At 67.1% G+C, this 26,846-nt stretch carries 22 protein-coding genes; 5 read left to right on the forward strand and 17 right to left on the reverse strand.

All coding sequences use genetic code 11. The annotated features are described in order from the left end of the window. Positions 1-28: 28 nt before the first annotated feature. Positions 29-907: a methylenetetrahydrofolate reductase gene (locus tag OM513_RS15935; protein ID WP_264945587.1), complete on the reverse strand. Its 879-nt coding sequence runs from the start codon at positions 905-907 to the stop codon at positions 29-31. Between the two features lie 97 nt (positions 908-1,004). Beyond that, positions 1,005-2,408: a vanillate/3-O-methylgallate O-demethylase gene (gene ligM, locus OM513_RS15940; protein ID WP_264945589.1), complete on the reverse strand. Its 1,404-nt coding sequence runs from the start codon at positions 2,406-2,408 to the stop codon at positions 1,005-1,007. Between the two features lie 196 nt (positions 2,409-2,604). On the opposite strand from ligM, the gene purU reads away from it, so the two are divergent. Beyond that, positions 2,605-3,465, forward strand: coding sequence for a formyltetrahydrofolate deformylase (purU, locus tag OM513_RS15945; protein ID WP_264945590.1), 861 nt, complete (start codon positions 2,605-2,607; stop codon positions 3,463-3,465). 69 nt (positions 3,466-3,534) lie between these two features. Here purU and OM513_RS15950 read toward each other — a convergent pair whose 3' ends face one another. From OM513_RS15950 to OM513_RS15980, 7 genes are all read right to left on the reverse strand, one after another. Then, positions 3,535-4,431: a bifunctional 5,10-methylenetetrahydrofolate dehydrogenase/5,10-methenyltetrahydrofolate cyclohydrolase gene (locus OM513_RS15950; protein WP_264945591.1), complete on the reverse strand. Its 897-nt coding sequence runs from the start codon at positions 4,429-4,431 to the stop codon at positions 3,535-3,537. A 43-nt stretch (positions 4,432-4,474) separates the two neighbouring features. Continuing rightward, positions 4,475-5,344: an amidohydrolase family protein gene (locus OM513_RS15955; protein WP_319951625.1), complete on the reverse strand. Its 870-nt coding sequence runs from the start codon at positions 5,342-5,344 to the stop codon at positions 4,475-4,477. 57 nt (positions 5,345-5,401) lie between these two features. Beyond that, complete coding sequence (locus OM513_RS15960) at positions 5,402-6,919, reverse strand: aldehyde dehydrogenase family protein (protein ID WP_264945593.1); 1,518 nt, start codon at positions 6,917-6,919, stop codon at positions 5,402-5,404. Between the two features lie 134 nt (positions 6,920-7,053). Then, positions 7,054-9,159 carry a PQQ-dependent dehydrogenase, methanol/ethanol family gene (locus OM513_RS15965; protein ID WP_264945594.1) on the reverse strand — a complete coding sequence of 702 codons (2,106 nt, stop codon included), beginning with the start codon at positions 9,157-9,159 and terminating at the stop codon, positions 7,054-7,056. A gap of 47 nt (positions 9,160-9,206) precedes the next feature. Continuing rightward, entirely contained in the window at positions 9,207-10,772 is a 1,566-nt protein-coding gene (locus tag OM513_RS15970; RefSeq protein ID WP_264945595.1) for an AMP-binding protein, read from the reverse strand. Position 10,773: 1 nt separating this feature from the next. Next, on the reverse strand, positions 10,774-11,556 hold the full coding sequence (locus OM513_RS15975) for a glutathione S-transferase family protein (RefSeq protein WP_264945596.1): 783 nt from the start codon (positions 11,554-11,556) through the stop codon (positions 10,774-10,776). Then, the gene (locus tag OM513_RS15980; RefSeq protein WP_264945597.1) at positions 11,553-12,317 is read right to left on the reverse strand and encodes a glutathione S-transferase family protein; all 765 of its coding nucleotides are present in this window, start codon (positions 12,315-12,317) and stop codon (positions 11,553-11,555) included. Before OM513_RS15980 ends, OM513_RS15975 begins: the two co-directional genes overlap by 4 nt. Before the next feature lie 284 nt (positions 12,318-12,601). On the opposite strand from OM513_RS15980, the gene OM513_RS15985 reads away from it, so the two are divergent. Beyond that, a complete protein-coding gene (locus tag OM513_RS15985; protein ID WP_264945598.1) occupies positions 12,602-13,717 on the forward strand; it encodes a 5-methyltetrahydropteroyltriglutamate--homocysteine S-methyltransferase in 1,116 nt (371 codons plus the stop codon). 32 nt (positions 13,718-13,749) lie between these two features. Here OM513_RS15985 and OM513_RS15990 read toward each other — a convergent pair whose 3' ends face one another. Continuing rightward, the gene (locus tag OM513_RS15990) at positions 13,750-15,120 is read right to left on the reverse strand and encodes an MFS transporter (protein ID WP_264945599.1); all 1,371 of its coding nucleotides are present in this window, start codon (positions 15,118-15,120) and stop codon (positions 13,750-13,752) included. 172 nt (positions 15,121-15,292) lie between these two features. Between OM513_RS15990 and OM513_RS15995 the strand changes: the two genes are divergently transcribed. Then, positions 15,293-16,048: an IclR family transcriptional regulator gene (locus tag OM513_RS15995; protein WP_264945600.1), complete on the forward strand. Its 756-nt coding sequence runs from the start codon at positions 15,293-15,295 to the stop codon at positions 16,046-16,048. A 211-nt stretch (positions 16,049-16,259) separates the two neighbouring features. Here OM513_RS15995 and desA read toward each other — a convergent pair whose 3' ends face one another. After that, on the reverse strand, positions 16,260-17,651 hold the full coding sequence (gene desA, locus OM513_RS16000; protein ID WP_264945602.1) for a syringate O-demethylase: 1,392 nt from the start codon (positions 17,649-17,651) through the stop codon (positions 16,260-16,262). Between the two features lie 299 nt (positions 17,652-17,950). On the opposite strand from desA, the gene OM513_RS16005 reads away from it, so the two are divergent. Beyond that, positions 17,951-19,576 carry an MFS transporter gene (locus OM513_RS16005; protein WP_264945603.1) on the forward strand — a complete coding sequence of 542 codons (1,626 nt, stop codon included), beginning with the start codon at positions 17,951-17,953 and terminating at the stop codon, positions 19,574-19,576. 32 nt (positions 19,577-19,608) lie between these two features. Here OM513_RS16005 and OM513_RS16010 read toward each other — a convergent pair whose 3' ends face one another. Together OM513_RS16010 and OM513_RS16015 are read right to left on the reverse strand one after the other, a co-directional pair. Continuing rightward, positions 19,609-20,085: a DUF3237 domain-containing protein gene (locus OM513_RS16010; protein ID WP_264945604.1), complete on the reverse strand. Its 477-nt coding sequence runs from the start codon at positions 20,083-20,085 to the stop codon at positions 19,609-19,611. After that, the gene (locus OM513_RS16015) at positions 20,082-21,551 is read right to left on the reverse strand and encodes a carotenoid oxygenase family protein (RefSeq protein WP_264945606.1); all 1,470 of its coding nucleotides are present in this window, start codon (positions 21,549-21,551) and stop codon (positions 20,082-20,084) included. The genes OM513_RS16010 and OM513_RS16015 overlap by 4 nt, the downstream gene beginning before the upstream one ends. A 254-nt stretch (positions 21,552-21,805) precedes the next feature. Here OM513_RS16015 and OM513_RS16020 point away from each other — a divergent pair, with 254 nt between their 5' ends. Further along, positions 21,806-23,116: an MFS transporter gene (locus tag OM513_RS16020; protein WP_264945608.1), complete on the forward strand. Its 1,311-nt coding sequence runs from the start codon at positions 21,806-21,808 to the stop codon at positions 23,114-23,116. Positions 23,117-23,170: 54 nt separating this feature from the next. Here OM513_RS16020 and OM513_RS16025 read toward each other — a convergent pair whose 3' ends face one another. The 4 genes from OM513_RS16025 to OM513_RS16040 are packed head-to-tail and all read right to left on the reverse strand — an operon-like array spanning position 23,171 to position 26,657. Continuing rightward, a complete protein-coding gene (locus OM513_RS16025) occupies positions 23,171-23,998 on the reverse strand; it encodes a beta-etherase (RefSeq protein ID WP_264945609.1) in 828 nt (275 codons plus the stop codon). A gap of 29 nt (positions 23,999-24,027) precedes the next feature. Beyond that, positions 24,028-24,783, reverse strand: coding sequence for a glutathione S-transferase family protein (locus OM513_RS16030; protein WP_264945611.1), 756 nt, complete (start codon positions 24,781-24,783; stop codon positions 24,028-24,030). A 23-nt stretch (positions 24,784-24,806) separates the two neighbouring features. Continuing rightward, on the reverse strand, positions 24,807-25,739 hold the full coding sequence (locus tag OM513_RS16035) for an SDR family NAD(P)-dependent oxidoreductase (RefSeq protein WP_264945612.1): 933 nt from the start codon (positions 25,737-25,739) through the stop codon (positions 24,807-24,809). A gap of 3 nt (positions 25,740-25,742) precedes the next feature. Beyond that, positions 25,743-26,657, reverse strand: a complete 915-nt coding sequence (locus tag OM513_RS16040; protein WP_264945613.1) for an SDR family NAD(P)-dependent oxidoreductase — start codon at positions 26,655-26,657, stop codon at positions 25,743-25,745. Between the last annotated feature and the right edge of the window lie 189 nt (positions 26,658-26,846).

Genomic DNA, 26,846 nt, shown 5'->3' on the forward strand with positions numbered 1-26,846 from the left:
CAGGCGTGCCGAAGACGGCCCCGGCCGGTCACGCGCCGGCGTGGCGCCGTTCGTATTCGCTGATCCATTCGAGCGTCTTGGTCATGCCGCCGAATGGATAGAAGTGCAGCCGCACCCGGCCGTGCTCCGGCCCCAGCCCGCGCTGGAAGGCGTCGACCAGCTTGTCCGGCCCCGCGCTGCCCAGCAGGTTGGTGACCGAGATGCCGTATTTCTTCAGCACCGCGGTGGACGCGCCGACGCCGCAGCGCGCGGCATAGGCGAGCAGGCGCTTGATCCCCGCAGGACCGGGCACGCCGATCCGCACCGGGCAATCGATGCCGCGCACGCGCAGTTCCTTCAGCCACGCCAGGAACGCTTCGGGATCGAACCCGAACTGGGTGACGATCAGCGGCGACATGCCGCGCCGCGCGATCTCCGCCACCTTCGCTTCCAGCACCTCCCAGGTCTGGGCGACGGTCATGTTCGGATGGCCCTCGGGATGGCCGCCGACGCCGATGGCCTGGACGCCCGCGCGCTCGAACGCGCCGGTGGCGATCAGTGCCGATGTGTCGGCGAACGGCCCCTGCGGCTCGGGCGGATCGCCCGCGACGATGAAGCAGCGCTTCACCCCGGCGCGTTCGACCACCGCCTTCAGATAGCCTTCGAAATCATCGGTCGAAAGGATGCGGCGCGCGGAGAAGTGCGGCATCGGTTCGAAGCCCAGCTCGCGCACCGCGGCCGTGGCGGCGATGCGCGCGGCGACCTCCTCGCCAGGCAGGAAGGTGACCGCGATCGGGGTCTCGGCGGGGATGAGCGGCGCGGCGTCGCGCAGCGCCGGCTCGTCCTTGGCGGTCATCTCCAGGCTGAAGCCTTCGGTGATGATCGCGGGGGTCTTGTCCCAGTTGGGATGGATCAACTGCGTAGCCATGGCATTCCTCTCGGGCCTCCCGGGCCGGATGGACGCCCGGCCGCGATGATCCTCGCGGTCCGGGCGTTCATCCTGTGCGCCTTGCGGCTGTGGAGCCTCAGGCGGTGCGGCCGGTGCGCCAGCCCTCCTGATAGGTTTCGCGCGCCACGTTCGAGTAGGGAACGGGGCTGACGACCGCGCGGACCTCGATCTGCTTGTGCGGCTCGACCGTGGTCTTGCGGGTGTTCGGGCCTTCGCCCCAAACGACGCGCAGCTCGGTGCCGACCGGGATCTCGTGATCGATGGTCGCCAGGCTGAGCGCCTTCTTCTCATTGTAGGAATAGCCGGTGAACATCGACAGGCCGACCGTGGTGCCGCCCGCATCGACGACGCGATCGGCGTTGGTGTTGGCATAGTTGGCCAGCGGCAGATCGAAGAACTTGTACTGCTCGCCCTCCGGATCGAACAGCGAGCCCATGACCTTCTTCATGTCGTCCGCGTTCCAGGCCAGCGTCACCTTCTTGCGCTGGGTGGCCGGATCGAGCTTCTCCAGCGCCTCGCGGCCGTGGAAATCGTGGTCGAACTTGACGAACGGGCCATAGCCCAGCTCCCACGGGTTGAGGTAGTAATCCTCGATGTTGTCGGAGACGAAGCTGCCGCCGATCGCGCCGGTCGCCTCATAGGACGAAGCGCTCAGCCACTCGCGATAGCCCTTGAGCTTGTCGCCGGTGTAGATCGCGGGCAGCGGCGAGGGGATCCAGCCGCTTTCCAGCGTGTTCGACGGATAGGCGCGGCTGCCGACCGGGATCAGGCCGAATTCCTTGCCGGCTTCCAGGATCGCGGCGCGGATTTCTTCCTGGGTCTCATAGGGGCCCCAGATCTCCAGGCCCGGCGCACCCGCCATGCCGTGGCGCAGCGTGCGGATCGTGTGGCCGGCGATGTTCATCGTCGACATGTTGAAGAACTTGAGCTGCTCCAGCGGGCCGCCGTGCAGCTTCTCGATCACGTTCCACGCCTGGGGGCCCTGGATCTGGAAGCGCCACGAGATGCGCTTCACCGGCTTGCCCATCGGGCGGCTGGGCGAACGATCGTCATGCACGATCTCGACGTCGTAGCCGCCGGTCTCGCCATGGTACATCAGCCAGTTCGCGGCGGGCGCGCGGCCGACGTAGACGAACTCTTCCTCGGCCAGCCAGAAGATGATGCCGTCGCCGATCACATGGCCATAGGGCGTGGTGGGGACGTACTGCTTGGCCTTGTTGACGGTCCAGCCCTTGGGGCTGTTGATCATGGTGTCGGTGAGGAGCTTCAGCGCGTCCTTGCCGCGGATGTAGAGGTCCACCATGTGGTGGGTCTGGTCGAACAGCACCGCGGAATGCTGCCACGCCCACTGCTCGCTGCGCCAGTTCGAGAATTCCGGCGCAACTACGGGGTAGACGTAAGCGCCAATCTGCGAGTTGCGCAGCATTTCCACGGGGTTACCCGCTGCGTTGAGCACCTCCTCCAGATTCTTCGCGGTCATATCGCTCTCCTACTTCGACAAGATCGGCGCCCACGGCAAAACAGGAAGCCGGTCTCTGCTCCCTGCCCGCCGATCGCGCCGGGTTTCAAAATTCGTTCGCACTGCATACAAAACTTTGTATGTAGGACAAACAGTTTATTGCATCGGTGAACCGCACAAAATTGCGGCACGAAACGACGAGGGACGAGGAAGCACCATGGGAAATGCCTTCACGCTCACGCTATCCTGCGACGACCAGCCTGGGCTGGTGGCCGCAGTCGCGACCATGATCGCGTCGAGCAACTGCAACATTCTGGAAGCGCAGCAATTCGACGATCGCGAATCGGGCCGCTTCTTCATGCGCGTGGTTTTCGAGCGGCTTGAGGGGGCCGCCGAGCTGGACGGGCTGCGCGCCGCCTTCAAGCCGCTGGCCGACCGATTCGCGATGACCTGGAAGCTGCGCGACAACGACACCCGCACCAAGGTGATGCTGATGGTGTCGAAGTTCGACCATTGCCTGGGCGACCTGCTCTACCGCCACCGGATCGGCGAGCTGAACATCGATCCGGTGGGCATCATCTCGAATCACCCGCGCGAGGCGCTGAACCTCACGCTGATCGGCGACATCCCCTATCACTATCTGCCGATCACCAAGACCACGAAGCCGCAGCAGGAAGCGCAGATCAAGGAACTGGTGACCGCATCGGGCGCCGAGCTGGTGGTGCTGGCGCGCTACATGCAGATCCTGTCGGACGACCTCGCAAGCTTTCTGTCCGGCCGCTGCATCAACATCCACCACAGCTTCCTGCCCGGATTCAAGGGCGCCAAGCCGTATCACCAGGCCTATGCCCGCGGCGTGAAGATGATCGGCGCGACCGCGCATTACGTCACCGCCGACCTCGACGAAGGGCCGATCATCCACCAGGACGTGGAGGCGATCAGCCACGCCGATTCGCCCGAGGATCTGGTGCGCAAGGGCCGCGACATCGAACGGCGCGTGCTGGCGCGCGGCGTCCACTATCATGTCGAGGACCGGGTGCTGCTCAACGGCAACCGCACCGTCGTCTTCCGCGACTGAAGATCCGGACCGGAACCGCGGGGATCGCCGCGGTTCCGGAAATCCGGCCTTGCCCCGGCCCAACCGGACCTATTGCAACGCGGCCACGCCGGGGATCACCCGCCCCGCCGCGGCCAGCCGGAATCGCGCGGCCTTCAGCGTGTTTTCCATCAGGCAGGCGATCGTCATCGGGCCGACGCCGCCGGGAACCGGGGTGATCGCGCCGGCGATGTCCTTCGCCTCGTCGAACGCCACGTCGCCGACGATGCGGTGGCCGCCCTCCGGCTTTGGCACGCGCGTGGTGCCCACGTCGATCACCACCGCGCGCGGCTTGATCCAGTCGCCGCGAACCAGGCCGGGCTTGCCCACCGCGCTCACCAGGATGTCGGCGCCACGGCACACGAAGCGCGTGTCGCGGGTGTGGATATGCGTCATCGTCACGGTCGCGCGCGCCTCCAGCAGCAGCGCGGCCATCGGCTTGCCGACGATGTTCGAGCTGCCGATGACGACCGCGTGACTGCCGGTCAGATCGGGGACGATCGACTGGATGATCTTCATGCAGCCGAGCGGCGTACACGGGATCAGCCCGCGCTCCGCCCCCTGCGACAACAGCCCGGCGTTGAGCGCATGGAGCCCGTCCACGTCCTTCGCCGGATCGATCGCGGCCATCACGCGCAGCGTGTTGATCGCGCCCGGCAGCGGGAGCTGGACCAGGATGCCGTCGATCTCGTCGCGCGCGTTGAGCTTCGCGACCTCGGCCAGCACCTGTTCCTCGGTCACATCGGCGGGCAGGCGGACCAGCTCCGACACGAAGCCCACCTCGCGCGCCAGCTTGACCTTGCTGTTCACATAGACGTGGCTGGCGGGATCGTCGCCCGCCAGGATCACCGCCAGCCCCGGCGCGCGCGGCAGCGCGGCCATGCCGGCCTTGACCTCCTCAGCCACCTTTCGGGCGAGCGCGCGCCCGTCGATCACATGCGCCGTCATCGCTTATACTCCATCACGGGGCGTAAAAGGGCGAGCGCGGCCGTCAAAGGCTCAGCACCTTCGCGGCATTCTCCTTCAGGATCAGCGGCATCACCTCTTCGCGGAAGCCAGCCTCCTGCGCGGCGGCGATCCATTTGTCCGGGCGGATCAGCGGGAAATCGGAACCGAACAGCATCTTATGCTTCAACTGGGTGTTGGCATACTGGATGAGCTGCTTCGGGAAATATTTGGGCGACCATCCGGACAGGTCGATGAAGACATTCTCCTTGTGCAGCGCCATCGACAGGCTCTGGTCGGTCCAGGGCCAGCTCGGGTGCGCCAGGATGAACTTCATGTCGGCGAACTCGGCCGCGACCTCGTCGATCAGCATCGGCTCGCCCCACTTCAGCTTCACGCCGCCGCCCGCGCGCATGCCGGTGCCCATGCCAGAATGGCCGGTGTGGAAGATCGCGGGCAGCTTATAGTGATCGATCACCTCATACAGCGGCCAGGCGATGCGATCGGCGGGGTGGATGTCCTGGACGATGCCGTGGAACTTGAATCCCTTGATCCCGTGGTTCTCGATCAGGTCGCGGGCCTCGCGCGCGCCCAGCTTGCCCTTGCGCGGATCGATCGACGCGAAGGGGATGACGATATCGTCATGCTGCGCAGCAATTTCCGCGATTTCGTAATTGCTGATGCGCTTGGCGCCCAGCGCGGATTCGCTGTCCACGGTGAACAGGCAGAAGGCGACATTCTGTTCGCGGTAGAAGGCGATCGTTTCCGGTATGGTCGGCCGCTTGCGATCGGTCTTGAAATAGCGCGAGGCCGCGTCGAAGAATTCCGCCATCACCGGGTCCTCCGGATCGTGGCACGAAACCTCGGCGTGGACGTGGACGTCGATGGCGGTGAACTTGGCGGGATCGATCGGCATTGGGGCTCCTGAACTCCCTCTCCCCTGCCCCTCCCCGAATGCGGGGAGAAGGCGAAATCACAACTGGATGATCACCGATTTGAGCTCGGTGTACATCTCCACGCCCTGGCGGGCCTGTTCGCGGCCCAGGCCCGATTGCTTGAAGCCGCCGAAGGGCAGCGCCGGATCGATCACCGCATGGCAATTGCCCCAGACGGTGCCCGCCTTGATCTTGGCAGCCAGCTTGTGCATCGCGCCCACGTCGCGCGTCCAGATGCCGGCGCCCAGGCCGTAACAGCTATTGTTCGCCTCGCGCGCGACCTCGTCCAGATCGTCGAAGCGCTGCGCCACCACCACGGGGCCGAAGATCTCCTCCTCGACCACGCTCATGCCCGGCTTCACGTCCACCAGCACGGTGGGGTTGACGTAATAGCCGCCCTCCGAAGCGGGCGCGTCGCCGCCCACCGCCACGCTGGCGCCGTCGCGCTTGCCGGCCTCGATATAGCCCATCACGCGATCGAACTGCTCGGCGGAGACCAGCGGCCCCATATGCCCTTCGGGATCGAGCGAGGCGCGCGGCGCCCAGAAGCTGGCGGCGCCCGCCACGCCCTCGATCAGCTTGTCGAAGATCGAGCGGTGGGCATAGAGGCGCGATCCGGCGATGCAGACCTGGCCCGAGTTGAAGAAGATCGCGCCCGCCGCACCCGGTGCCGCGGCCTCCACGTCCACATCGGGCAGCACCACCACCGGCGACTTGCCGCCCAGCTCCAGCGTGACGCGCTTCAGCGTGTCGGTGGCGTTGCGATTGATGATCTTGCCGACCTCGGTCGATCCGGTGAAGGCCACCTTGTCCACGTCGGGATGCTTGACCAGCCGGTCGCCCGCGGTCTCGCCCAGGCCGGTGATCACGTTGATCACGCCCGCCGGGAACCCGGCCTCCGCCACCAGATCGGCCAGGCGCAGCGCGGTGAGGCTGGTCTGCTCGGCGGGCTTCAGCACCAGCGTGCAGCCCGCGGCCAGCGCCGGGGATATCTTGAGCACCGCCATCAGCAGCGGGAAGTTCCACGGCACGATCTGCGCCGCCACGCCCACCGGCTCGCGGCGGACATAGGAATGGAACATGCCGCGCGGCACCGACGAGGGCTCGATCATCTCGCCGCCCAGCTTCGATGCCCAGCCGGCCATATAGTGCATCATGCCGACCGCGCCGGGCACGTCCACCGCCGCGGCCATGCCCTTGGGCTTGCCGTTGTCGATCGCCTCCAGCTCGGCGAACTCTTCGGCATGGGCAGCGATCAGATCGGCCAGCCGGTGCATCATCCCCTCGCGCGCCAGCGGCGGCAGGTTCGACCAGCGGCCGTCGTCGAACGCAGTGCGCGCGGCGGCGACGGCGCGATCGACATCGGCGTCGGATGCGTCGACGATCCGCGTCACCTCGCGCCCGCTCGACGGGTCCATCACCGGCACGGTCTTGTCGTGCGAGGAGGACACCCATTCGTTGTTGATGAACAGCGCCGGCCGGCGGCTCAGCGCCCGCTTGGCGGCATCGGAGTAGGCGTGCTGCGACAGGCGCGGCAAGGCGGCCATCTCATTCATCGATCACTCTCCTGCTCTGGTCTTCTGGCGCGGGAATCGGTGGGCCGGATAGCAATATTTGTTGATGTTGCATACAATTTTTCGCCCTCCCCGGCCCCGCGATGCTGCGCAGCGCGAAGCCGGGGGAGCGGGCGTCACTGCGGGCCGATCTGCTTGTCTTCATTGGCGCGCTTGATGACGTAGAGGCGGATCCGGTCGATCTGGTCCGCGCTCATCACGTTGGACCAGGCGACCATGCCGTTGGCCTTCAGCGCGCCGTCATGGACGATCATCTGCCAGTTCTGCGGGTTATGCAGTACGCTGGAGTGGCGCAGGTCCGGCGTGATGCCCCCCCCGACGGCCGAATCGCCGTGGCAGGTGCCGCAGAAGCGGCCGTAGAGGTTCGCCCCCTCCGCGATCGCCTCCGGCGTGCCGGTGACGGGCGGCGGATCGAGCGGCAGCTTGTCGTTGGGCGGCGGCGCGGGCAGCTTCGCGGTGCCGCCCACCTTGAACACCAGCAGGCGGCTGATGTTGCGCACCGGCCCGGACTTGTCGGAGAGGACCCCGGTGGCGAGCGGCCACACGCCGCCCCAGCCCGCCAGCACGGCGACATATTGCTCGCCGTTGATCGTGTAGGTGATCGGCGCGGCGATCACGCCGGTCTGCGCGTCGAAGTTCCACAGCTTCTTGCCGTCCGCCGCCGAATAGGCCGCGAAGCCGCCCGCCGCATTGCCCTGGAACACCAGGTCGCCGCCGGTGGAGAGCAGGCCGCCGTTCCACGGGCCGGGATAGTCCACGCGCCAGCGCTCCTTCTGCGCCACCGGGTCCCAGGCGATCAGCACACCCTTGGTCGCAGCCTTGGCGCCTTCGCGCACCGCGGGAACGGCGGGCATCGCGCCCGCGGCCATGTTCACGCCGACGTTGAAGCCCTGCGCCGCAGGCTTCCAGTCGGGTTCGGGGAAATAGGGGAAGGCGGCGACCTGCGCGGGGATATAGACCAGCCCCTGCTTCGGGTTGAACGCCATCGGGTGCCAGCTATGCGCGCCGCCCGCGCCGGGCATGCCGATCCACGGCTTGCCAGTCTTGTAATAGCGCGCGTCGGGGTTCTCGATCGGCCGCCCCGTCTTGGGATCGAGGCCCGTCGCCCAGGTGACCGGCACATAGTTGTTGCCGGAGATGAACTGCCCCGTCTCGCGATCCAGCACGTAGAAGAAGCCGTTCTTCGGCGCGTGCATCAGCACCTTGCGCGGCTTGCCGCCCATGGTCAGGTCCGCGAGCATGATATGCTGGGTGGCGGTGAAGTCCCATGCCTCGGCCGGGGTCTCCTGGAAATGCCACACATATTCGCCGGTCTTCGGGCGGATCGCGACGATCGACGAGAGGTAGAGATTGTCGCCCCCCTGCGGCGAACGATATTCGGGGTTCCACGGCGATCCGTTGCCGGTGCCGATGTACAAGAGGTCGAGATCGGGATCATAGGCCATGGCATCCCAAACGGTGCCGCCGCCGCCCAGCTTCCAATATTCGCCGGTCCAGGTCTCCGCCGCCTTCTTGAGATGGTCCTCCTTGTCCGATCCGGGCTCGCCCGGGACGGTGTAGAAGCGCCACATCTGCTCGCCGGTCTTCGCCGAATAGGCGGTGACATAGCCGCGCACGCCGAATTCGGCGCCGCCGTTGCCGATGATCACCATCCCCTTGATCACGCGCGGCGCGCCGGTGATCGTGTAGCTCTTCGACTGGTCGACGGTGACCTTTTCCCAGTTCACCTTGCCCGTATTGCGATCGAGCGAGATCAGCCGCCCGTCGAGCGTGCCCAGGAACAGGCTGTCGCCCCAGGCGCCCAGCCCGCGGTTGACCACGTCGCAGCACGCCTTGACCGCCGTCTCGCCCGGAACCTTGGGATCATATTCCCACAACAGCTTGCCGGAGATGCCGTCATAGGCCTTCACCTTGGACCAAGCCGTGGTGATGTAGATCTTGCCGTCGATGACGAGCGGCGTCGCCTCCTGCCCGCGCGCGGTGTCCAGGTCCGCGAACCAGGCGAGGCCTAGCTGTCCGACGTTGCCCGCGTTGATCTGGTCCGCCGGGCTGAAGCGCTGCTCGTCATAGGTGCGGCCATAGCTCATCCAGCTCGACGTATCCCCGGCCGCATCCTGCAGCTTCTTCGCGCTGACCGCCCCGGGCATGTCGCCGTTGCCGCCGCCGCATCCCGCAAGCACGAGCGCCAGCCCCGCGGCCGCGCCGATCATCCACCGTGTCATCACCCTCTCCCCAGCGTGCCGGACGTTGCCGGCTGCTCAACGCATCATCAGTTCACCATGCGCGCGGCATCGCCCCAATGCTGGGCGCGCAACGCTTTCTTGTCCATCTTGCCCGCGGGCGTGCGCGGGATCTCGTCGACGAATGCGACGCTCTTGGGCGCCTTCACCCCGCCCAGCCGTTCGCGGGCATGCGCGATGATCTCCGCCTCGCCGATGCCGTCCGCGACGACGATGGCGTGGACCGATTCGCCCCATTTGTCGTGCGGCACGCCGATCACCGCGCATTCGCGGACCTGCGCCAGCTCGGTCACGGCGGCCTCCACCTCGGCGGTGAAGACGTTGAACCCGCCGGTGACGACCATGTCCTTCTTGCGATCGACGATATAGAGATATCCGTCCGCATCGCGGAAGGCGACATCGCCGGTATGGTGCCATCCGAACGCGCGCGCCTCGGCCGTCGCCTCGGGCATCTCGAAATATTCCTTCGAGACCAGGACGCCGCGCACCACGATCTCGCCGCGCTCGCCGGGCGGCAGCAAATGCCCCTCATCGTCCATGATGCCCACCTGCACCGATCGCGTCGGCCGGCCGCAGCTCGCCAGCCGCCCGGGATGGTCGCCCGCAGCGGCGGCCGCGACCACCTCCGGCGGGAGCCAGGTGGTGATCATCGGGCTTTCGACCTGGCCATAGGCCTGGCACATGCACGGCCCGAACACCTCGACCGCCTGGCGCAGCTTCTCCGGGCTGACCGCCGAGCCGACCAGGATGAAGATCGCCAGCGACGATGTGTCGCGCCGCCCCAGATCGGGCGAGCCGAGCAGGCCATAGAGCGCGGTCGGCGGCAGATACATGTGCGTGACGCGATATTCCTCGATCGCCGCCAGCACCTTTTCCGCGTCGAAGCCGGGCAGGATCACCTGGGTCGCGCCCAGGATCATCGTCCCCAGCGCCACCGGCCCCGCGGCATGGGTGGCTGGCGCCACGACCAGCGAAACCGGATCGGACGTCCGCCCGCCGACCGCGTCGGACAGCGTTTCCAGCATCGTGCCCCAGCCCAGGTTGGTGACGTTCACCCCTTTCGACGGCCCCGTGGTGCCGCCGGTGGGGAAGATGCCGACGATCTCGTCCATCCGCCCGAACGGATCGGAGAAATCGGGCAGGTCACCTTGCGGGAACGGCGCGATGAACTCCTCCAGCGAGGGATCGGCGCCGTTGCGCCGGTCCAGGCAGACGAAGTGGCGCAGGCCCGGAACGCGCGCCTTCAGCTCGGCGACATCGGCCTCCATGCTGGAATGATAGAACATCCAGCCGCAGCGGACATAGTTCAGGTAGCCCGCGTTCGCGTCGATCGCGTTGCGCGTGTTGACCGGGATCCACTTGCCGTTCGCGCGCCACATCGCGAGCAGCGCGACCATGATCGCCGCGCTGTTGGGGCCATAGAGCGCCACCGGCTGCTGGTTCTCGAACCCGTTGGCGTACATCGCGGTCGCGATCCGCTCGGTCAGCAGCTTGACCTCGGCGAAGCTCAGCCGCTCGCCGCTTGCCGCGTCGATCAGGCAGGCGCGCGACGGATCCAGATCGTGTCCGCGGTCGAAATAGTCGATCGAGCGCATGTCAGCCCCAGCGGTTGATTTCAGGCCCGGGAGCCCAGGCATCCTGCGGCGCCGGGACGGAGGCGAGCGCCAGCGCGCGCGCCACCGACGGCCGCGCCTTCACCCGCGCCAGCCATTCGCGCGTCCGCGGCGCACCGGCGAAGCCATCGGGCACCAGCGCGGCCATGCCGGCGAGCCAGGAATAGGTTTCCAGATCGGCGATGCTGAAATCGCCGAACAGCCATTTGCGCCCGCCCGCGAGCCGCGCCTCCACACGCTCGACCGCCTGGGCGATCTTGGCGCGGCTGTCCGCCACCTGCGCCTCCGGGAAATCGCCCGCGCGGACCGCCTTCCAGCGTTCGGCCAGGTCGATGCTGGCGATCGCACCGGTTAGCTGCGCGAAGGCGGGTTCGGCCATCTCGGCCAGCCGTGGCGCGAGATGCGCCTGCGTGCCCAGGAAGGCGGCGGCGGGCGCGGCGCGCTCGATCACCTGGCGGCACCACGCCATCATCTCCCACCGGGCATAGGGATCGGCCGGGCGCAGCGCAGGGCCGCCGCCCGCATCGTCCAGATAGCAGGCGACGAACACGCTGTCCGCCATCGCCACCCCGTCCGCGACCAGCACCGGCCCCTCCCCCTCGATCGAGAGCGAGACCTCGAAGGGACAGGGCACGGCCCCGCCGTGACGCTCCCCGGCGGCGAGATCGATGCGGCGCAGCTCGACCGGCGCCTGCTTCTCGAAGGCGGCGGCGAGAACGGTGAGCGACGGGCCGTTGGGCTCGCCGTGATAGAGGATGGCGGTCATGCGGGTTCGCTCTCCAGGATGCTGACGCGGCTGGCCATCTGGGTCCGGCCCATCGCCCAGGTCTGCCTGGTCGCGGGGCGCGCATAGATGGCGCGCAGCCAGCGCATGATGTTCGGGGTCAGCGCGTCATTGGCCAGCCCCGGCTGCGACAGCGGCAGCGCATAGCCCGAGTTGAAGCCGTTGATGTCCGCCAGCGAATAGACATCGGAGCCGAGCCATTCGCGCTCGCCCAGCGCGCGTTCGAGCAGATCGATGCCCAGCGCGATGCGGCGCTTGCTCTCCGCCATCTCCGCCTCGCTGAAATTGCCGCTGATCGCCTTGCGCCAGGCGACGCGGCGCTCGGGCAGCGGGATGCGCCCGATCGCGGCGTCCAGCTCCTCCGGATCGCGCTGGCGGACCGAGGGGCCGACGAAGACGCTCCATCCCACCATCGAAAAGCTCGGCCCAAGCCACTGGTCCATGAACTTCATCCACCAGCGCACGCGCCAGCGGTCCGCCGCGCCCGCGGGCATCAGTGCGGGGCCGTCGAACGCCTCATCGACATATTCCATCATCGCGGTGCTCTCGGTCAGCACGCGGCCGTCATGCACCATCGCCGGGATCGTCCCCTGCGGGTTCACCGCCAGATATTCGGGCTTGTGTTGATCGAAGTTGAGCAGATCGAGATAGCGGCTCTCGAACGCCACGCCCTTTTCCACCAGCGCCAGCATCGGCTTGCCGGAATTGGCGTTGGGCTCCCAGTGGTACAATGCAACGCTCATCGCGCACCCATCCCGCTGCGGACGGGGCGGCGCCCATCCTGATTTTCATATGCGCTACGTACCGTCCGGGGGCGGCGCAACGCGGCATCCACGCGGCAACCCGCCCGGCGTTTCATGCTGTGAAAGCAGGCAATTTTGCCGACCGGGGCACGCCGGCTCCGGGCCACGCCGCGCCCGCGCCGCGGCGGGCGGCGCAGCAATTTCGGGTATTCACGATATAAAGATGTCTTTATGTCGCGGGACGAATCCCATATGCAACGCATACAATCAACGGAGTTCAAAGCATGTCCCACAAGCCCCCCTATCGCGCCGACCACGTCGGGAGCTTCCTGCGCCCGGCCGAGCTGCTCGACGCGCGCGCCAAGTTCCACGCCGGGGAGATCGACGCGGCCGCGCTGCGCGCCGTGGAGGACGAGGCGATCCGGGGCGTGGTGAAGTTCCAGGAGGATCTGGGTCTTCAGGGCATCACCGACGGCGAGTTCCGCCGCACCTTCTTCCACACCGATTTCCTGCTCCAGCTCGACGGGATCGAGGAGCAGGGCGGCATGGAGGTCGCCTTCCAGCACGCCGCCGGCAAGGAGGTGAACTTCGCCCCGCCGAAGATGGTCGTCACCGGCAAGGTGAAGCATTCCAAGCCGATCCAGCGCGCCGATTACGAATTCCTGGCGAGCGTGGTCAGCGAAACGCCGAAGGTCACCATCCCCTCCCCCACGATGCTGCACTTCCGCGCGGGCCGCGAAGGCATCAGCGAGGAAGCCTATCCTGACATGGCAGAGTTCTTCGCCGACGTGGGCAAGGCCTATCAGGAGGAGGTCGCCGACCTGGCCGCCGCCGGCTGCCGCTACCTCCAGCTCGACGACACCAACCTGGCCTATCTGTGCGACGACAAGCAGCGCGAGAACGCCCGCAAGCGTGGGCTCGATCCCAACGACCTGCCCCGCCACTATGCCGGCATGATCAACGATGCGATCGCCCGGGCGCCCGCCGACCTGTTCACCGGCGTCCACCTGTGCCGCGGCAACTTCCGTTCGAGCTGGGCGGCAGAGGGCGGCTATGAGCCGGTCGCGGAGGTGATGTTCAACGAGCTGAAGATCAACGCCTTCTTCCTGGAATATGACGATCCCCGCTCGGGCGATTTCGCGCCGCTGCGTTTCCTGCCGAAGGGCAAGATCGTCGTCCTGGGCCTGGTCACCACCAAGCTGGGCGAGCTGGAGAGCCGTGACGACGTGCTGCGCCGGATCGAGGAAGCGGCGAAGTTCGCGCCGGTCGATCAGCTCGCGCTCAGCCCGCAGTGCGGCTTCTCCTCCACCGTCCACGGCAACGACATCGAGCTGGAGCAGCAGGCCGCGAAGATGCGCCTGGTGATCGACGTCGCCAAGGAGGTGTGGGGCACCGTCTGACCCGGCCGGATGTGGCGTGGCGCGGGTCATCTTCAGGCCCGCGCGCCCACGTCGACGCCGCCCGCGGCATAGGCCCGGCCATAGGGCGCCATGCCCTTCCAGAAGATGTAGATCGCGGGCAGCCCGGCCAGCAGCCCCATCGCCGCCAGCGCGAAGCGGATGTTCGCCTCGCCGAACACATATTGGCTGAGCGCGCCGACCACGATGGGGCCGAGCCCCATGCCGATCACGTTCATGATGAACAGGAACAGGAAGGTCATCTGGCCGCGCAGCCGGTTGGGCGTGACCGACTGGATCGCCGCATTCTCCGGCGCCGCCGCCATGATCGAGGTCATCGCCGCGACGAGCGAGAAGGCCACCGCCAGCCACGGGCTGGGCATCAGCGGGAACAGGATGCCGAAGGGCACCGAGAAGAGGGTGGAGATCACCACCACCCGCATGTTGGCGTCCGCCAGGCCCTGCTTCTGGAACCGCTCGGCCAGCCAGTTGCCCAGGATCAGCCCGAGCGGCATCGAAACCAGGATGCTGAACCCGATCGCTACGCCCACCTCTGACGGCCCCCAGCCGAAGGTGCGGCTGTAGAACGCCGCACCCCAGTTCTGCTGGCCGAACATCTGGGCGGAGCGCAGCCCCATGCCGGCGAACAGCGGCAGGTAGATCGGCCAATGCTGCCGCGCGAGCTTGAACACCTCGCTATAGGGGATGCGCTCCGGAATGCCGCCGCGGCGCGGGGGCTCCTTCACCGTCAGCATCAGCAGCGCAACGATGAACCCGGGGATCGAGATCGTCATCAGCACGATCTGCCAGGGGCGCAGCGGCCCGGTGAACGGCAGGCTGACGCCGTCCAGCGTCATCGCCCAGGCGATCAGCGCCGCACCGCCCAGGAAGGCCAGGCCGTTGCCGAGCACGAACCCCACCTGCATCACCGATATCGCGCGCGGCAGGCGATGCGGCGGGAAATAATCCGACATCATCGAATAGGCCGAAGGGCCGCTGGTCGTCTCCCCCACGCCCAGTCCGACGCGCGCGACGAAGAGCTGCGCGAAACTATGCGCCAGCCCGCAGGCGAAGGTCATGATCGAGAAGATGAACAGCCCGCCGGAGAAGATCAGCTTGCGCGTGCCGCGATCGATCCAGCGCGCCACCGGCAGACCGAACACGGCGTAGAAGAAGGTGAAGGCGAACCCCATCACCAGGCTCATCTCGATATCGCTGAGCTTCAGGTCCTGCTTGATCGGCTCGACCAGCAGGTTGAGGATGCCGCGATCGAGGAAGTTGACCATCACCGCCAGCGCCAGGACGATGACGCAGTACCAGCCCTGCGCCGCGGGCGGATAGGGCGCGTCCGCGCCGGCCGCCGCCGGGCTCGCCTCCGCCGATGCTGGCTGGTTGTGCAGGTTCATCGCCCTCTCCTCACGCGCGGGCCGCGTTCGGCTCCGTCACGCCATCGCAGCCGGGAAGCGGCACCCGGGTCAAGAAGTAGAAAAACTGATAGGGTTGGGGGTAGCCAAGCCGCCGACACCCCTTGCCAGAGGAAATACACCGTTTCATGCTTGTGAAAATTTCGAGGGGATGATGGGAAGCAGCGAGACACCGGCCACCGTCAAATCGGCGATGCGGACGCTCGACATTCTGGAATTCCTGGTTGGCCAGGGACGGCCGCTGGCGGCGCACGAGCTTTCCAGCGCGCTGGCGATTCCGGTCAGCAGCCTGTCCTACCTGCTCTCGACGCTGGTCGAGCGCGGCTATCTGGAGCGTGCGGGCCGTCAATATGCGCCGGGCGCGGCGCTGGCGCGGCTGAACCCGAATCGCGAAGGGCCGACGCTGGCCGAGCGCGTCGCGCCGCTGGTGCGCGCGGTGAGCACCCAGCTCAACGAGACCGCGAGCTTCTTCGTGCAGCGCGGCGACGAGCTGGAGGCGCTGGCGACCGAGACGGGCAACCAGTCGCTGCGCTATGCGCTCGATATCGGCCAGCACGCGCCGATGCACGCCTTCGCGGCGGGCAAGGCGCTGCTCGCCCGGCTGCCCGCGGAGGCGCTGGACGCCTATTTCGCCGGCTCCAAACGGCGCGCCTACACCGCCAACACGATCACGGACGAGGCGGCGATCCGCGCCGAGCTGGACCAGATCCGCCAGACCGGCATCGCCTTCACGCGCGAGGAGCACACCGCGGGGATCATCGGCATCGGCCGCGCGGCGATGGCCGACGGCGGGCTGGCGGGCGCGTTCAGCGTCGCCATTCCGGTCGCGCGCTGCGACGCCGGGGCCGAACGCGCCGCGATCGACGCGCTGAAGCGCGCTACCGCGCTGCTGGGATCGGGCGAGGACTGAGAGGCGGCGGCAGCATCGTCCCCCCTACCCTCCCCCGCAGGGGCGAGGGGGACCATGCGGAGCATGGTGGAGGGGGAGGACGTACAACGGCTCGTTCTGGAATCCGCCCCCTCCGTCGCCTGCGGCGCCACCTCCCCCTGACGGGGGAGGATGGGGGAGCGGCCGCACCTGCCCGGAAGCGCAGGCGGGCGGCCGCCGCCCCAGCCGCGGATCAGGCCGTCTGGCGGGTGCGCCAGCTATCGGCATAGGCGTCGCGCGCGACCTCCGAATAGGGCGCGGGGCTCACGGTCGCCTTGATCTCGGTCTGCACATGCGGCTCGACCGTCAGCTTCCGCGTGCCGCCGTTGGGCTCGCCCCACAGCAGCGATACCCGGGTGCCAGGCGCCGCATATTCGGGCTGCAGCATCGCCAGCGTGAGCATCTTGCCCTCGTTCGAGCTGTAGCCGATCCAGGTCGATACGCCCGCATGCTTGCCGTCCGCCAGCACCGCGTCATAGGGGTGCATCGAATAGACCGCGCTGGGGAATTCGAAGAACTTCGCACGGTCGCCCTTCTGGAAGTTCGAGCTGATCGCGCGCAGCACGTCCTCGGTATCGAGCGCCAGCGTCACCTTCTGGCGGTGCGCGTTGCCCGACATGCGCTCCAGCGCGTCGCGGCCGACGAAGTCATGGTCGAACTTGACGAACGGGCCATAGCCCAGGTCCCACGGCGTCAGATAATAATCCTCGATCCGTTCGGACACGAAGCTGCCGCCGATCGACGCCTTGTAGCCATAGCTGTTCTCGCTGATCCACTCGCGGAACGCGCGGCTGCCCTCGCCGGTGTAATAGGCGGGCAGCGGCGACGGGATCCACGCGCTTTCCAGCGTGTTCGACGAATAGGCGCGGCCGCCGACCAGGCGCATCCCGAATTCCTTGCCCGCCGCGACCAACGCAGCATGGACCGCGGCATAATCCTCCCACGGGCCGAACAGCTCATAGCCCGGCTGGCCGGCCATGCCGTGGCGCAGCGCGCGCACGTCCTTGCCCGCGATCTTCAGCGTGGTCATGTTGAAGAACTTGAGCTGCGGCACCTCGGCGCCCGTCGCCCTCTCCATGATCTTGAAGGCGTTCGGGCCCTGGACCTGGAAGCGATAGTTCTTGCGCTTGCCGTCGCTGCGCATCGCGGTGCGCTCGTCGCGCTCCACCTTCACGTTCCAGTTGCCGGTGGCGGCATGGAACTCCACCCATTCGATCACCGGCGCGCGGCCGACCAGGTTGAAGGTGTTTTCCGCCAGGTAGAAGAGGATCACGTCGCCGATCACATAGCCTTCGGGCGTGACCGGGATGAACTGCTTGGCCTTGTCGACCGTGAAGCCCTTGAAGCTGTTGATGCCCAGATATTCCAGCATCGCGAAGGCATCGGGACCGCTCACCTCCAGATCGACCATGTGGTACGACTGGTTGAACAGCACCGCCGTGTTCTGCCAGCCCCACTGTTCGTCGCGCCAGTTGGTGTATTCGGCGGGAACGCCGGGATAGACGTTCGGCCCGGTCTGCTGGTTACGCAGCAGCTCCACGATGTTGCCGGCGCCGTTGAGTGCCGCTTCCAAGCTCCTGGTCATTCGATCTTCTCCCAATCCTTCCGGCTTCGCGAGCGATCCGGCCGGGCGCCGCTTTGCCGCGACCCGATCTTTCATACTCGTGAATCGTTCGCCTATACGAAATATCGTGACCGGACCAGCGGAATCCGCCGCGGGGAGGCGGGCAGAGATGGTAGAAATTGTTCCAGTTGCAGCCGGGCCGCGGCTGCTACCACTATGGCCCGGCGCAACCGGCAGAACGCGCGGGCGCGGCATGGAGGGGAAACGGCAATGGCCAATCCGGCGGGATCGCGATCGGGGCAGCGCAGGACGCGGAGGGCATGAGCGGCGCGGAGGCAAAATCCCCTCCCCCGCTCGGCGGGCGCGCGGCCTGGTATGCGCTGACGCTGGTCAGCCTGGTGCAGGCGATGTCGATGGTGGATCGCCAGATCCTTGCGATCCTGGTGCCGCGGATCAAGGCGGACCTGCACATCGCCGATGCCGAGATGGGGCTGCTCTACGGCACCGTCTTCGCACTGTTCTACGCCATCTTCTCGCTGCCGCTGGGGCGGCTGGCGGACGGATGGATCCGCACCCGCCTGCTGAGCATTTCGATCCTGGGCTGGTCGGCGATGACCGCGCTGGCGGGTTTCGCCAACAGCTTCGCGACGCTCGCCGTTTCGCGCCTGGGCGTGGGCATCGGCGAGGCGAGCGCGCAGCCGGCGGGCATGTCGTTGCTTTCAGACAGTTTTCCGAAGGAGAAGCGCGGCATCATCGGCGCGGCGATGTCTGCCGCGATCGCGCTGGGGCTGGGCGGCGCGCTGGTGCTGGGCGGGTTCACCGCCGACTGGTGGGACCGGACCTGGCCCGCCGGGCAGGCGCCGTTCGGCTTCAAGGGCTGGCAGGCGGCGTTCCTGGCCGCTTCGATCCCGGGAATCGTGATCGGTATCCTGATCGGCCGCATGCCCGAGCCCCGGCGCGGCGCAGCCGACGGGCTGACCCCGCATGAGGACCCCCACCCCTTCGCCGCGAGCTGGCGCACGCTGGCGGCGATCCTGCCCGTCACCTGCTGGCTGAACCTGGCGCGGCTGCGCGCGGGCGCCGGCGCGATCGCGCTGAACGCGGCCGGGCTGATCGCGATCGTGCTGGCGATGTACGGCGTCACGCTGTGGACCGGATCGCTGCGGCCCAACGCGCCGCCGCTGATGATCGGCGGCATGGCGATCAGCGGCAACGCGCTGCAATGGTCGATCGCGGGCTTCGGCTGCTATGTGCTGCTCAACTGGCTGCAATCGCTGCGGCTGACCGACCGGCCCGCCTTCGTGCTGATCCTGCGTTCGCCCGCCGCGCTGCTGGTGCTGGCGGTGGCGTCGCTCCAGACGGTGATCAACTATGGCGTGATGGGCTGGACGCCCGCCTATCTGATCAAGCATTTCCACCAGTCGCCGACGCAGGTGGGGCTGATGTTCGGCACGATATCGGCGGCGATCGGCATCCTGGGGCCGGTGATCGCAGGCCCCGTGGCCGATTGGACGCACAAGCGCGTGCCCGGCGGGCGGCTGTACGTCACGCTCGGTTCGCTGGCGCTCTCGCCCTTCTTCGCGCTCGCCACCTATCGCGCGGAGGATATCGGCGGCTTTTACCTGTGGTTCAGCCTGTTCTCGATCCTGCTCACCCTCTGGCTTCCCTCGATCTATGCGACGCTGATGGACCTGGTGCTGCCGCGGATGCGCGGGGTGATGATGAGCTTCTACATCCTGGTGATGACAATCCTGGGGCTGGGCGTCGGCCCCTTCTGGGTGGGCATGGCGAGCGATCTGAACGGCGGCGACCTGGGATCGGCGATCCTAAGCGTCTTCTGGCTCGCGCCCGCGATCGTGGTGCTCACGGCGCTGGCGATCTGGCGCCTACCCCGCGACGAAGCCGCCATGCTGGACCGCGCGCGGGAGGCGGGAGAGGCGGTGTAGGACCGCTCCCCGCTCCCGGCCGGGAGGGCGGATCAGGTCACCCGCCACACCCACAGCCGGATGCCCGCCGCATAGCGGGCGCCCGAGCAGACGAAGATCGATCGGTTCATCCAGTCATAGCGGCCCGCGGGCGCGATGAATTCCGGCACGGTGCGGAAATAATAATCGGCCGGGTCCACCGCCTCCCCCGCCGCCAGCCGCGCCATCACCTCCGGCGGGCCGTGGCGCAGCCCCTTGTTGCGGATCTGGATGATCACGCCGTCGTCGGTCCTGATCGCGTAGATGGCGTCGGCCACCGTCACACCATCGTGGCGCGTAAGCTGCCAGTCCGCGGCATTGCCCATCAGGCTGCCGCGGATGCTCGGCCCTATCACCGATCCGCCCTCGAAGATCGGGATGATCCGCCGCGCGCCATCGGCGGTTTCGCCGATCGGCACGGGCACGCCCAGGCTGCCCTGCGCCTCATAGACGAACTCCAGCCCGGGAACGATCGCGCCTTCCGGGATCACGCGGCCAGTCCCAGTTCCTTCGCGGTCGCCCAGTTGCCGTGCAGGCCGAAGCGCAGCCGGACCGGGATCTTCGCGGTCGCGATCGGCCCCTTCTCGATGTCGAGCGCGTCGAACAGCAACAGGTCGCTGCGATGCTCCTCCAGCCGGTTGCACACCATCACGATCCAGCCGTCGCCTTCCGGCGCGTCCTTGGAACGCGGGATGAAGCACGGCTCCTGCAACGACGACACCGGGCCGCACCACCAATGCTGTTCGGCGCCGGTCTCCAGGTCCTTGAGGAACAGGCAGTTCATCAGGAAGCCGCCCGCGGAGCCGCCCTTCAGCTCCACCGGACGCTTCATGTCCATCTCCAGCATCCAGCCGTAGCGATAGGGAAGCCCGGCGAAGCGATCGTCGATGCGCGGGAATTCGCCGGAGGTCTCGCTCAGCACGGTCACCGAATCGAATGCGTCGGAGTTGGAGGCCATGTCGACCGTCCAGCGCTTCATCTGGGTCATCGCCTCCATCGGGTTGAACGGCGCGCCGTGAACGTCCGGGAAGAAGGGGAACATGTTGTTCTTCGCCTCCGGCACGTCGAAGTGGATCTTGGTGCCTTCCTGAAAGGCGTTGAAGACGTGGCTGGCGAAGCAGTTCTCGCGCTTGAACCAGCGGATGTCGTCCGCGGTCGCGCCTTCGCGGCGCGGAAGCACGCCCAGATAGACCGGCAGCGTCGTATCGAAGCCGAAATGCGGCAGGCCCTTTTCCAGCCGCTCCCAGTTCCCGATCGATGGCACGATGTGGAACACGGCATAATCCTCCGTGATCCCGAAATCGTGCATCATGCAGTAATAGGGCACCTTGAACCACAGCTCGCGCAGCAGCGTGCCGTCCGGCGCTACCTCGTAATAGGTCACGTCATCGGTGCAGAGCCCGCTGGCGGCATAGCCGAACGCGATCATGTTGCCCGTGCGCGGATCGACCTTCGGATGCGCGGTGAAGGTCTGGCCGGTCATCTTGCCTTCGAAATCGGTGTAGCCGTGCGTATCGAGCGTGCCGGCGTCGACCAGCACCGCGGGCGAATCCTCCTTCAGCGCCCACAGCTTGCCGCCGAACGGAAAGGCATTGGTGTTCGCCGTGCCGCGATACATGCCCTTCACGGTTTCATCGTCGCCGATCGGGTTGCGATAGGCGCCGAACAGCCCCTTGCCCGCCTGGCGCTCCGCCACGAACTTGTCGGTGCGCACCCAGCGCTGGCGGTAGTCGACCTTGCCGCCATGGATATGGAACATGCTGATCGATCCGTCGCCGTTGAACGCGATGTCGTCGCCCAGCTTCGGCGGGAACTGCGGATCGGGCTGGACGCGATAGAAGGCGCCGTCGATCTCCGGCGGAATCGTGCCCGTCACCTCCAGGTCGAGAACCTCGCCCTCGAAACGCATTGGCGTGTTGAAGCCGGTGAAGGAAGGGGTGTCGGGAAAATGGGTCATGGCGTCCGCTCCATGGAATCGTTATTTGTATTCAACACTAACGAATTTTAGGGTCGCGCGCACCTTGTTCCGGATCAATTTCCGCCCCGTGGAATGCGCCCTGCCGCCGCGTGCGCGACAGGGTGGCGCAAGGGCGGCAGGCGGGCGGCACAGGACCGCGGCACAGGGGCTTAGCAGCTAGCCAAGCCAAGGTTTCGCCGTCACAACGGCGGCGAAGCGGCCACAGGCAGCCAACATCGGGAGGGGTTACGAAAATGGCAGCAAATGATCCGCGCCACATCCTGGACGAAGGCCGCATGTCGGTCCGCCAGTGGATCGTGGTCGCAATCATGATCGCGCTGAACGCGCTCGATGGCTTCGACGTGCTTTCCAGCGCGTTCGCCGGGCCGGGCATCCGCAAGGAATGGGGCGTTTCCCCCGCGGAGCTGGGCGTGGTGCTTTCGGCCGAACTGGTCGGCATGGGCGTGGGATCGGTGCTGCTGGGCGGCATGGCGGACAAGTTCGGCCGGCGCCCGGCGATGCTGCTGTGCCTGGCGATCATGGCGGCGGGCATGTGGCTGGCCACCACCTCCACCGCGCCGATGATCCTGGCCACCTGGCGCCTGATCACCGGTCTGGGCATCGGCGGCATGCTGGCCGCGATCAACGCGGTGACCGCGGAATATTCGAACAAGAAGGCCCGCAGCGTCGCCATGTCGCTGATGGTGATCGGCTATCCGCTGGGCGCCACGCTGGGCGGCATCGTCGCCGCATGGCTGCTGCGCGACGGCGAATGGCGGCTGGTGTTCGAATTCGGCGCGATCTGCACCGCGGTATGCATCCCGCTCGTCTATTTCCTGGTGCCCGAGACGATCGATTATCTGAACCAGCATCGCCCGGCGAACGCGCTGACGCGGATCAACAAGACGCTGAAGCTGATGGGCCATCCGCAGATCGAGGATCTGCCCCCGGTCCCGGCGGAGAAGGCCAGGACATCCGTGTTCGACATCCTGAAGCCGGGACTGGTCGGCACCACGCTTACGCTGACGGCCGCCTATCTGTTCCACTGCATCACCTTCTATTTCACGCTGAAATACTCGCCCACGATCGTCGGCGATTTCGGGTACAGCCAGAGCCAGGCGGCGCAGGCGCTGGTTTGGGCCAACGTCGGCGGCGCGACCGGCGGTTTCATCTTCGGCTTCTTCATGCAGCGCTTCGGCATCAAGGGGCCGACGGTGATCATGCTCCTCGCCTCGGTGGTCGCGGTTGCCGCGTTCGGGCTCGGCCAGACCACGCTGACCGGCTGGTATATCGCGGTGTTCTTGACCGGCATCACCACCAACAGCGCGATCGTGGGCTGCTACGCCGCCTTCGCACGCGGCTTCCCCACGCATGTCCGCGCCACCGGCACCGGCTTCGTGATCGGCGCCGGCCGCATCGGCGCGGTGGGATCGCCGCTGCTGGCAGGCGCGCTGTTCCAGAGCTTCGGCGGATATCAGGAGGGGCTGTTCGTCACCGCCTGCATCATGGCGGTGGGATCGGCGATCGGCGCGATCGCCTTCATGACGCTGAAGCTGAAGGACTGAACGGGCTCCCCGTCCCCCGCCGGCCATGCCGGACGGCGGGGGCGCAAGCCGGCGTTACCCGGTCGCCCGTTCGGGCATCTGCGTGCTCTGCGGCCCCTTGTTGACCGGCGCGGCCATGCCCGCATCGCCCTTCACAAAGGGTTCGGGATCGCCGTCACGCAGCTTCAGGCCGAACAGGCTGTGCATGCCGGGGTGACGCCCCAGCCCGCCGTATAGATCGAAGCCGCGATCGAGCCAGTCGCGCAGCGGATCGTCCTCGGTCAGCGGCGGCGTCTTCGCCACCGATGCGGTCCACAGGAACACCGCCAACGCGCTGAAATCGGCGTAGTTCGGGCTATCGCCGCCCAGCCATCTGCTCTCCTTCAGCAACTGGCGCAGCGGTTCGAGCTGCGGCGGGACCAGCGGCAGCCGGTCCTCGCGGCCGGCCTGGACCTCCTCCAGCTTCTGCCCGCCCAGGAACCATTGCTCGCGGCTCCAGCGGACATATTCCTGGTCCTGCGGCAGCGACAGGTCGTGATAGTCGAGGATGTAGCAGCGGAACCACGGCCCGATCGCGGTGCGCCACAGCCAGCCGTCGATGAACTTGGTGAGCAGCTTCATGCTCGGCCCCTCGAACAGCATCGGCCGATCGGGGTATTTTTCGTCAAGATATTCGGCGATCAGCCAGCTATCGAGCACCCATTCGCCATCGTCGACGATGCAGGGCGCGCGCTCGCTGCGCCCGCCGGTGCGCTCCAGGATGCCGGTGAAGCCGCCGGGGACGATGTCGATGTCGAACCCCTTGTGCGCCAGCGCATATTTGGTGCGCCACACGAACGGGCTGATGGTGCAGCCCGACGCGAGCTGAAGGTCATAGAGCGTGATGCGGTTGTTCCGGGCCATGCTTCGATCAATCCCTGTCGCTCGGAGGTTCAGGCGGCCTCGGTCTTGCGCGGGGTCATCACCTCGCGCTTCGACCGGGCGAACATCTCCTGGGCCGCGGGCCGCGCGTTGATGCGCGCGATCCAGTCAACCAGATGCGGCGTATCCTGCGGATTGACCACGTCGGCGAAGCCCTTCTCCATCCCGTTGGCGATGGCGAAGTTGCAGACATCGGCCAGCGTGTAGCTGTCGCCCGCCAGCCACGGACTCTCGGCCAGCCGCGCCTCCAGCCGGGCGACCGAGACGCGGACCTTGCGCATCTCCTCCTCCAGCACCTCCTTGGGGAAGCCGGCGCGCGCATTGCGCCATTTGGTCACCTGCTCGGGGATCGGGATGTGCTTCATCTTCTCCTCGAACTCGTCGTCGGGGATCGATCGCGCCAGCGGGCCGATCATCCGTTCCCAGCCGATCGTCGAGACGCACCAGCAGAAATATTCGTCGACCCATTTGGTCCACACGCGCATCTGTGCGGTCTCCCACGGGTCTGCCGGGCGCAGCTTCACCGCGCAATCGGGGAAGGCATCTTCCAGATATTCGCAGATCACCGTGCTTTCGGTGACGATGCGCCCGTCATGGTCCAGCGCGGGCACCTGGCCGCGCGGATTGATCTTCTTGAACCACGCCTCATGGTGCTCGAACACCGCAGGGTTCAGGAAGCGCTGGTCGAAATCCAGCCCCTTCTCGTAGAGCGCGAGCAGGGGCTTCAGCGAATTCGCGCCCGGCCCGAAGCTGTAAAGCGTCAGCATCTGTATCTCTCCTGGCCGGCGCCTTACGAAAGGCCGCCGGGCACCTTCTGCTGGCCGTCGTAGACCGGGTTGTACATCAGCGTGCCGAACTGGCGGACCAGCGCGGCGCGGGGTTCGTTCAGCGGTTCGTCCGGGATCGCGCGCAGCAGCGCTTCGTTGCGGGCGACGATGCCGTCGCGGAATTCCGGGTGCGACATGATGAACAGGTCGCCGCGCCGGATGCCGCGCAGCACGCGCTCGCCCACCTCGTCGATGGGCATGAACACGGCAGGATCGAAGCCCGGCATCGGCCGCGCGTCGCGCGTGCCCGGGGCGGGCGGCGGCGGCGCATCGTTGCGCAGATGCTCCGGACGCACCGCATTGGTGTTGATCGCCAGCGCGGTCTGCACCGGGCCGGGGAAGAACACCGAGGCGCCGATCGCTGTGCCCTTCAGATCGGTGGCGAGCGATTCCATCATCCCCGCCACCGCGAATTTCGAGGTGCAGTAGAGCCCGGCCCCGCCCACCGCGGAAAAGCCGCCGGTGGAAGAGGTCACCACCACCTGCCCCGCCTCGCCATGCGCCAGCATCCGCGGCAGCAGCGTGACGAGCCCGTTGACCACGCCGCCGACATTGACGCTGAGGCAATAGTCCCAGTCCTTGTAGGTCGCCGTGGTCATCGGCCCCACCACGCCCACGCCCGCGTTGAGCGCCAGCACATGGATGTTGCCGAACGCGGTCTCAGCCTCGTCGGCCGCGCGCACCCAGGCTTCGCGATCGGTGACGTCGAACTGGATCGCATGCACCGCCAGGTTGGTCCTGGAGAATTCCTCCATCGCCGTGTCGATCGCGGACTGGCGCAGATCGGCGATCACCACCTTCATGCCTGCCCGCGCGAACACCCGCGCCATGCCCAGCCCCATGCCGCTGGCGCCGCCGGTGATGAAGGCGGTCTTGCCGCTCACGTCCTCCAGCATCGCTCAGCCCTCCTGCTTGGGCTGCATGAACACGCGGGCGCGGTCGGCCGCCCAGTTCATCAGCGCCTCGGTGCGCTTCTTCGCGCCTTCCGGATCGGCTTCCAGCGGAAGCACCGCGTCCACGATGTTGCGGAAGTGCTTTTCCAGCATCTCCTTCGATTCCGGATAGGGGATGATGTAGAGCGCCCCCTCCTCGATCCCGCGCCTGACGTGGCCGGCCAGCTCCTCGGGCTCCATGCCGTGCTGGTAGATGCTGTGGAGCGAATCGATCGCCTCCTGCGTCTCGACATAGCCGGAGTTGCCGAACCTGGCCGGGCGGATGCGCACCGCCTCCGCGATGTTCGACTTGATGTTGGCCGGGCACAGCACCGATACCCCGATGCCGTATTTCGCCAGCGACTGGTGATAGCCCTCCATCAGGTTGATCACCGCCGCCTTGGCCGCCGAATAGGGGGCGGCCAGCGCGCTGCCCATGAAGCCGCCCATCGAAGATACGGTGACGATATGCGCCGGCTTCCCCGCCTTGATCATGCGCGGGACGAAGGTGACCATGCCGTTGACGACGCCGCCCAGATTGACCCCGATCAGCCAGTCGAAATCGTCGTAGGTGGTGTTTTCCACCGGGCCGAAGCTGTTGACGCCCGCGGTGTTGAACAACAGCGTGGGCGGGCCGCCGAACGCGGCCTCCACCTCGTCGGCGGCGCGGGCATATGCCTCGCGATCCGTGATATCCAGCGGGATGCCGTGGGCGGCGATGCCCTCTGCCTTCAGTTCGTCCAGCGCGCTGGCGATCGCATCGGCGCGCACGTCGGCGATTACGATCCTCGCGCCTGCCCTGCCGAACACCTTGGCCTGGCCCAGCCCGGCGCCAGAGGCACCGCCGGTGATGAACGCCACCTGGTCCTTGAAATCCTTCATCATCCCCTCGTCGCTGTCTGTGTCTCTTGCGGACCTGACCCGACCGTGCGGTTTCGCACGGCGCCCTACAAGGCAGATCGTAGTCATGGAATTGGCGCTAACAGCCAGCGGCGGGGACCGCGCCGGGCGAAGCCGGGCGGCACGGCCTGGCTGGTAGCGGGAATGATAGGATCGGCGGGCAACTTGCGG

The sequence above is a fragment of the Sphingomonas canadensis genome (genome assembly GCF_026013525.1).
Lineage (GTDB): Bacteria > Pseudomonadota > Alphaproteobacteria > Sphingomonadales > Sphingomonadaceae > Sphingomonas > Sphingomonas canadensis.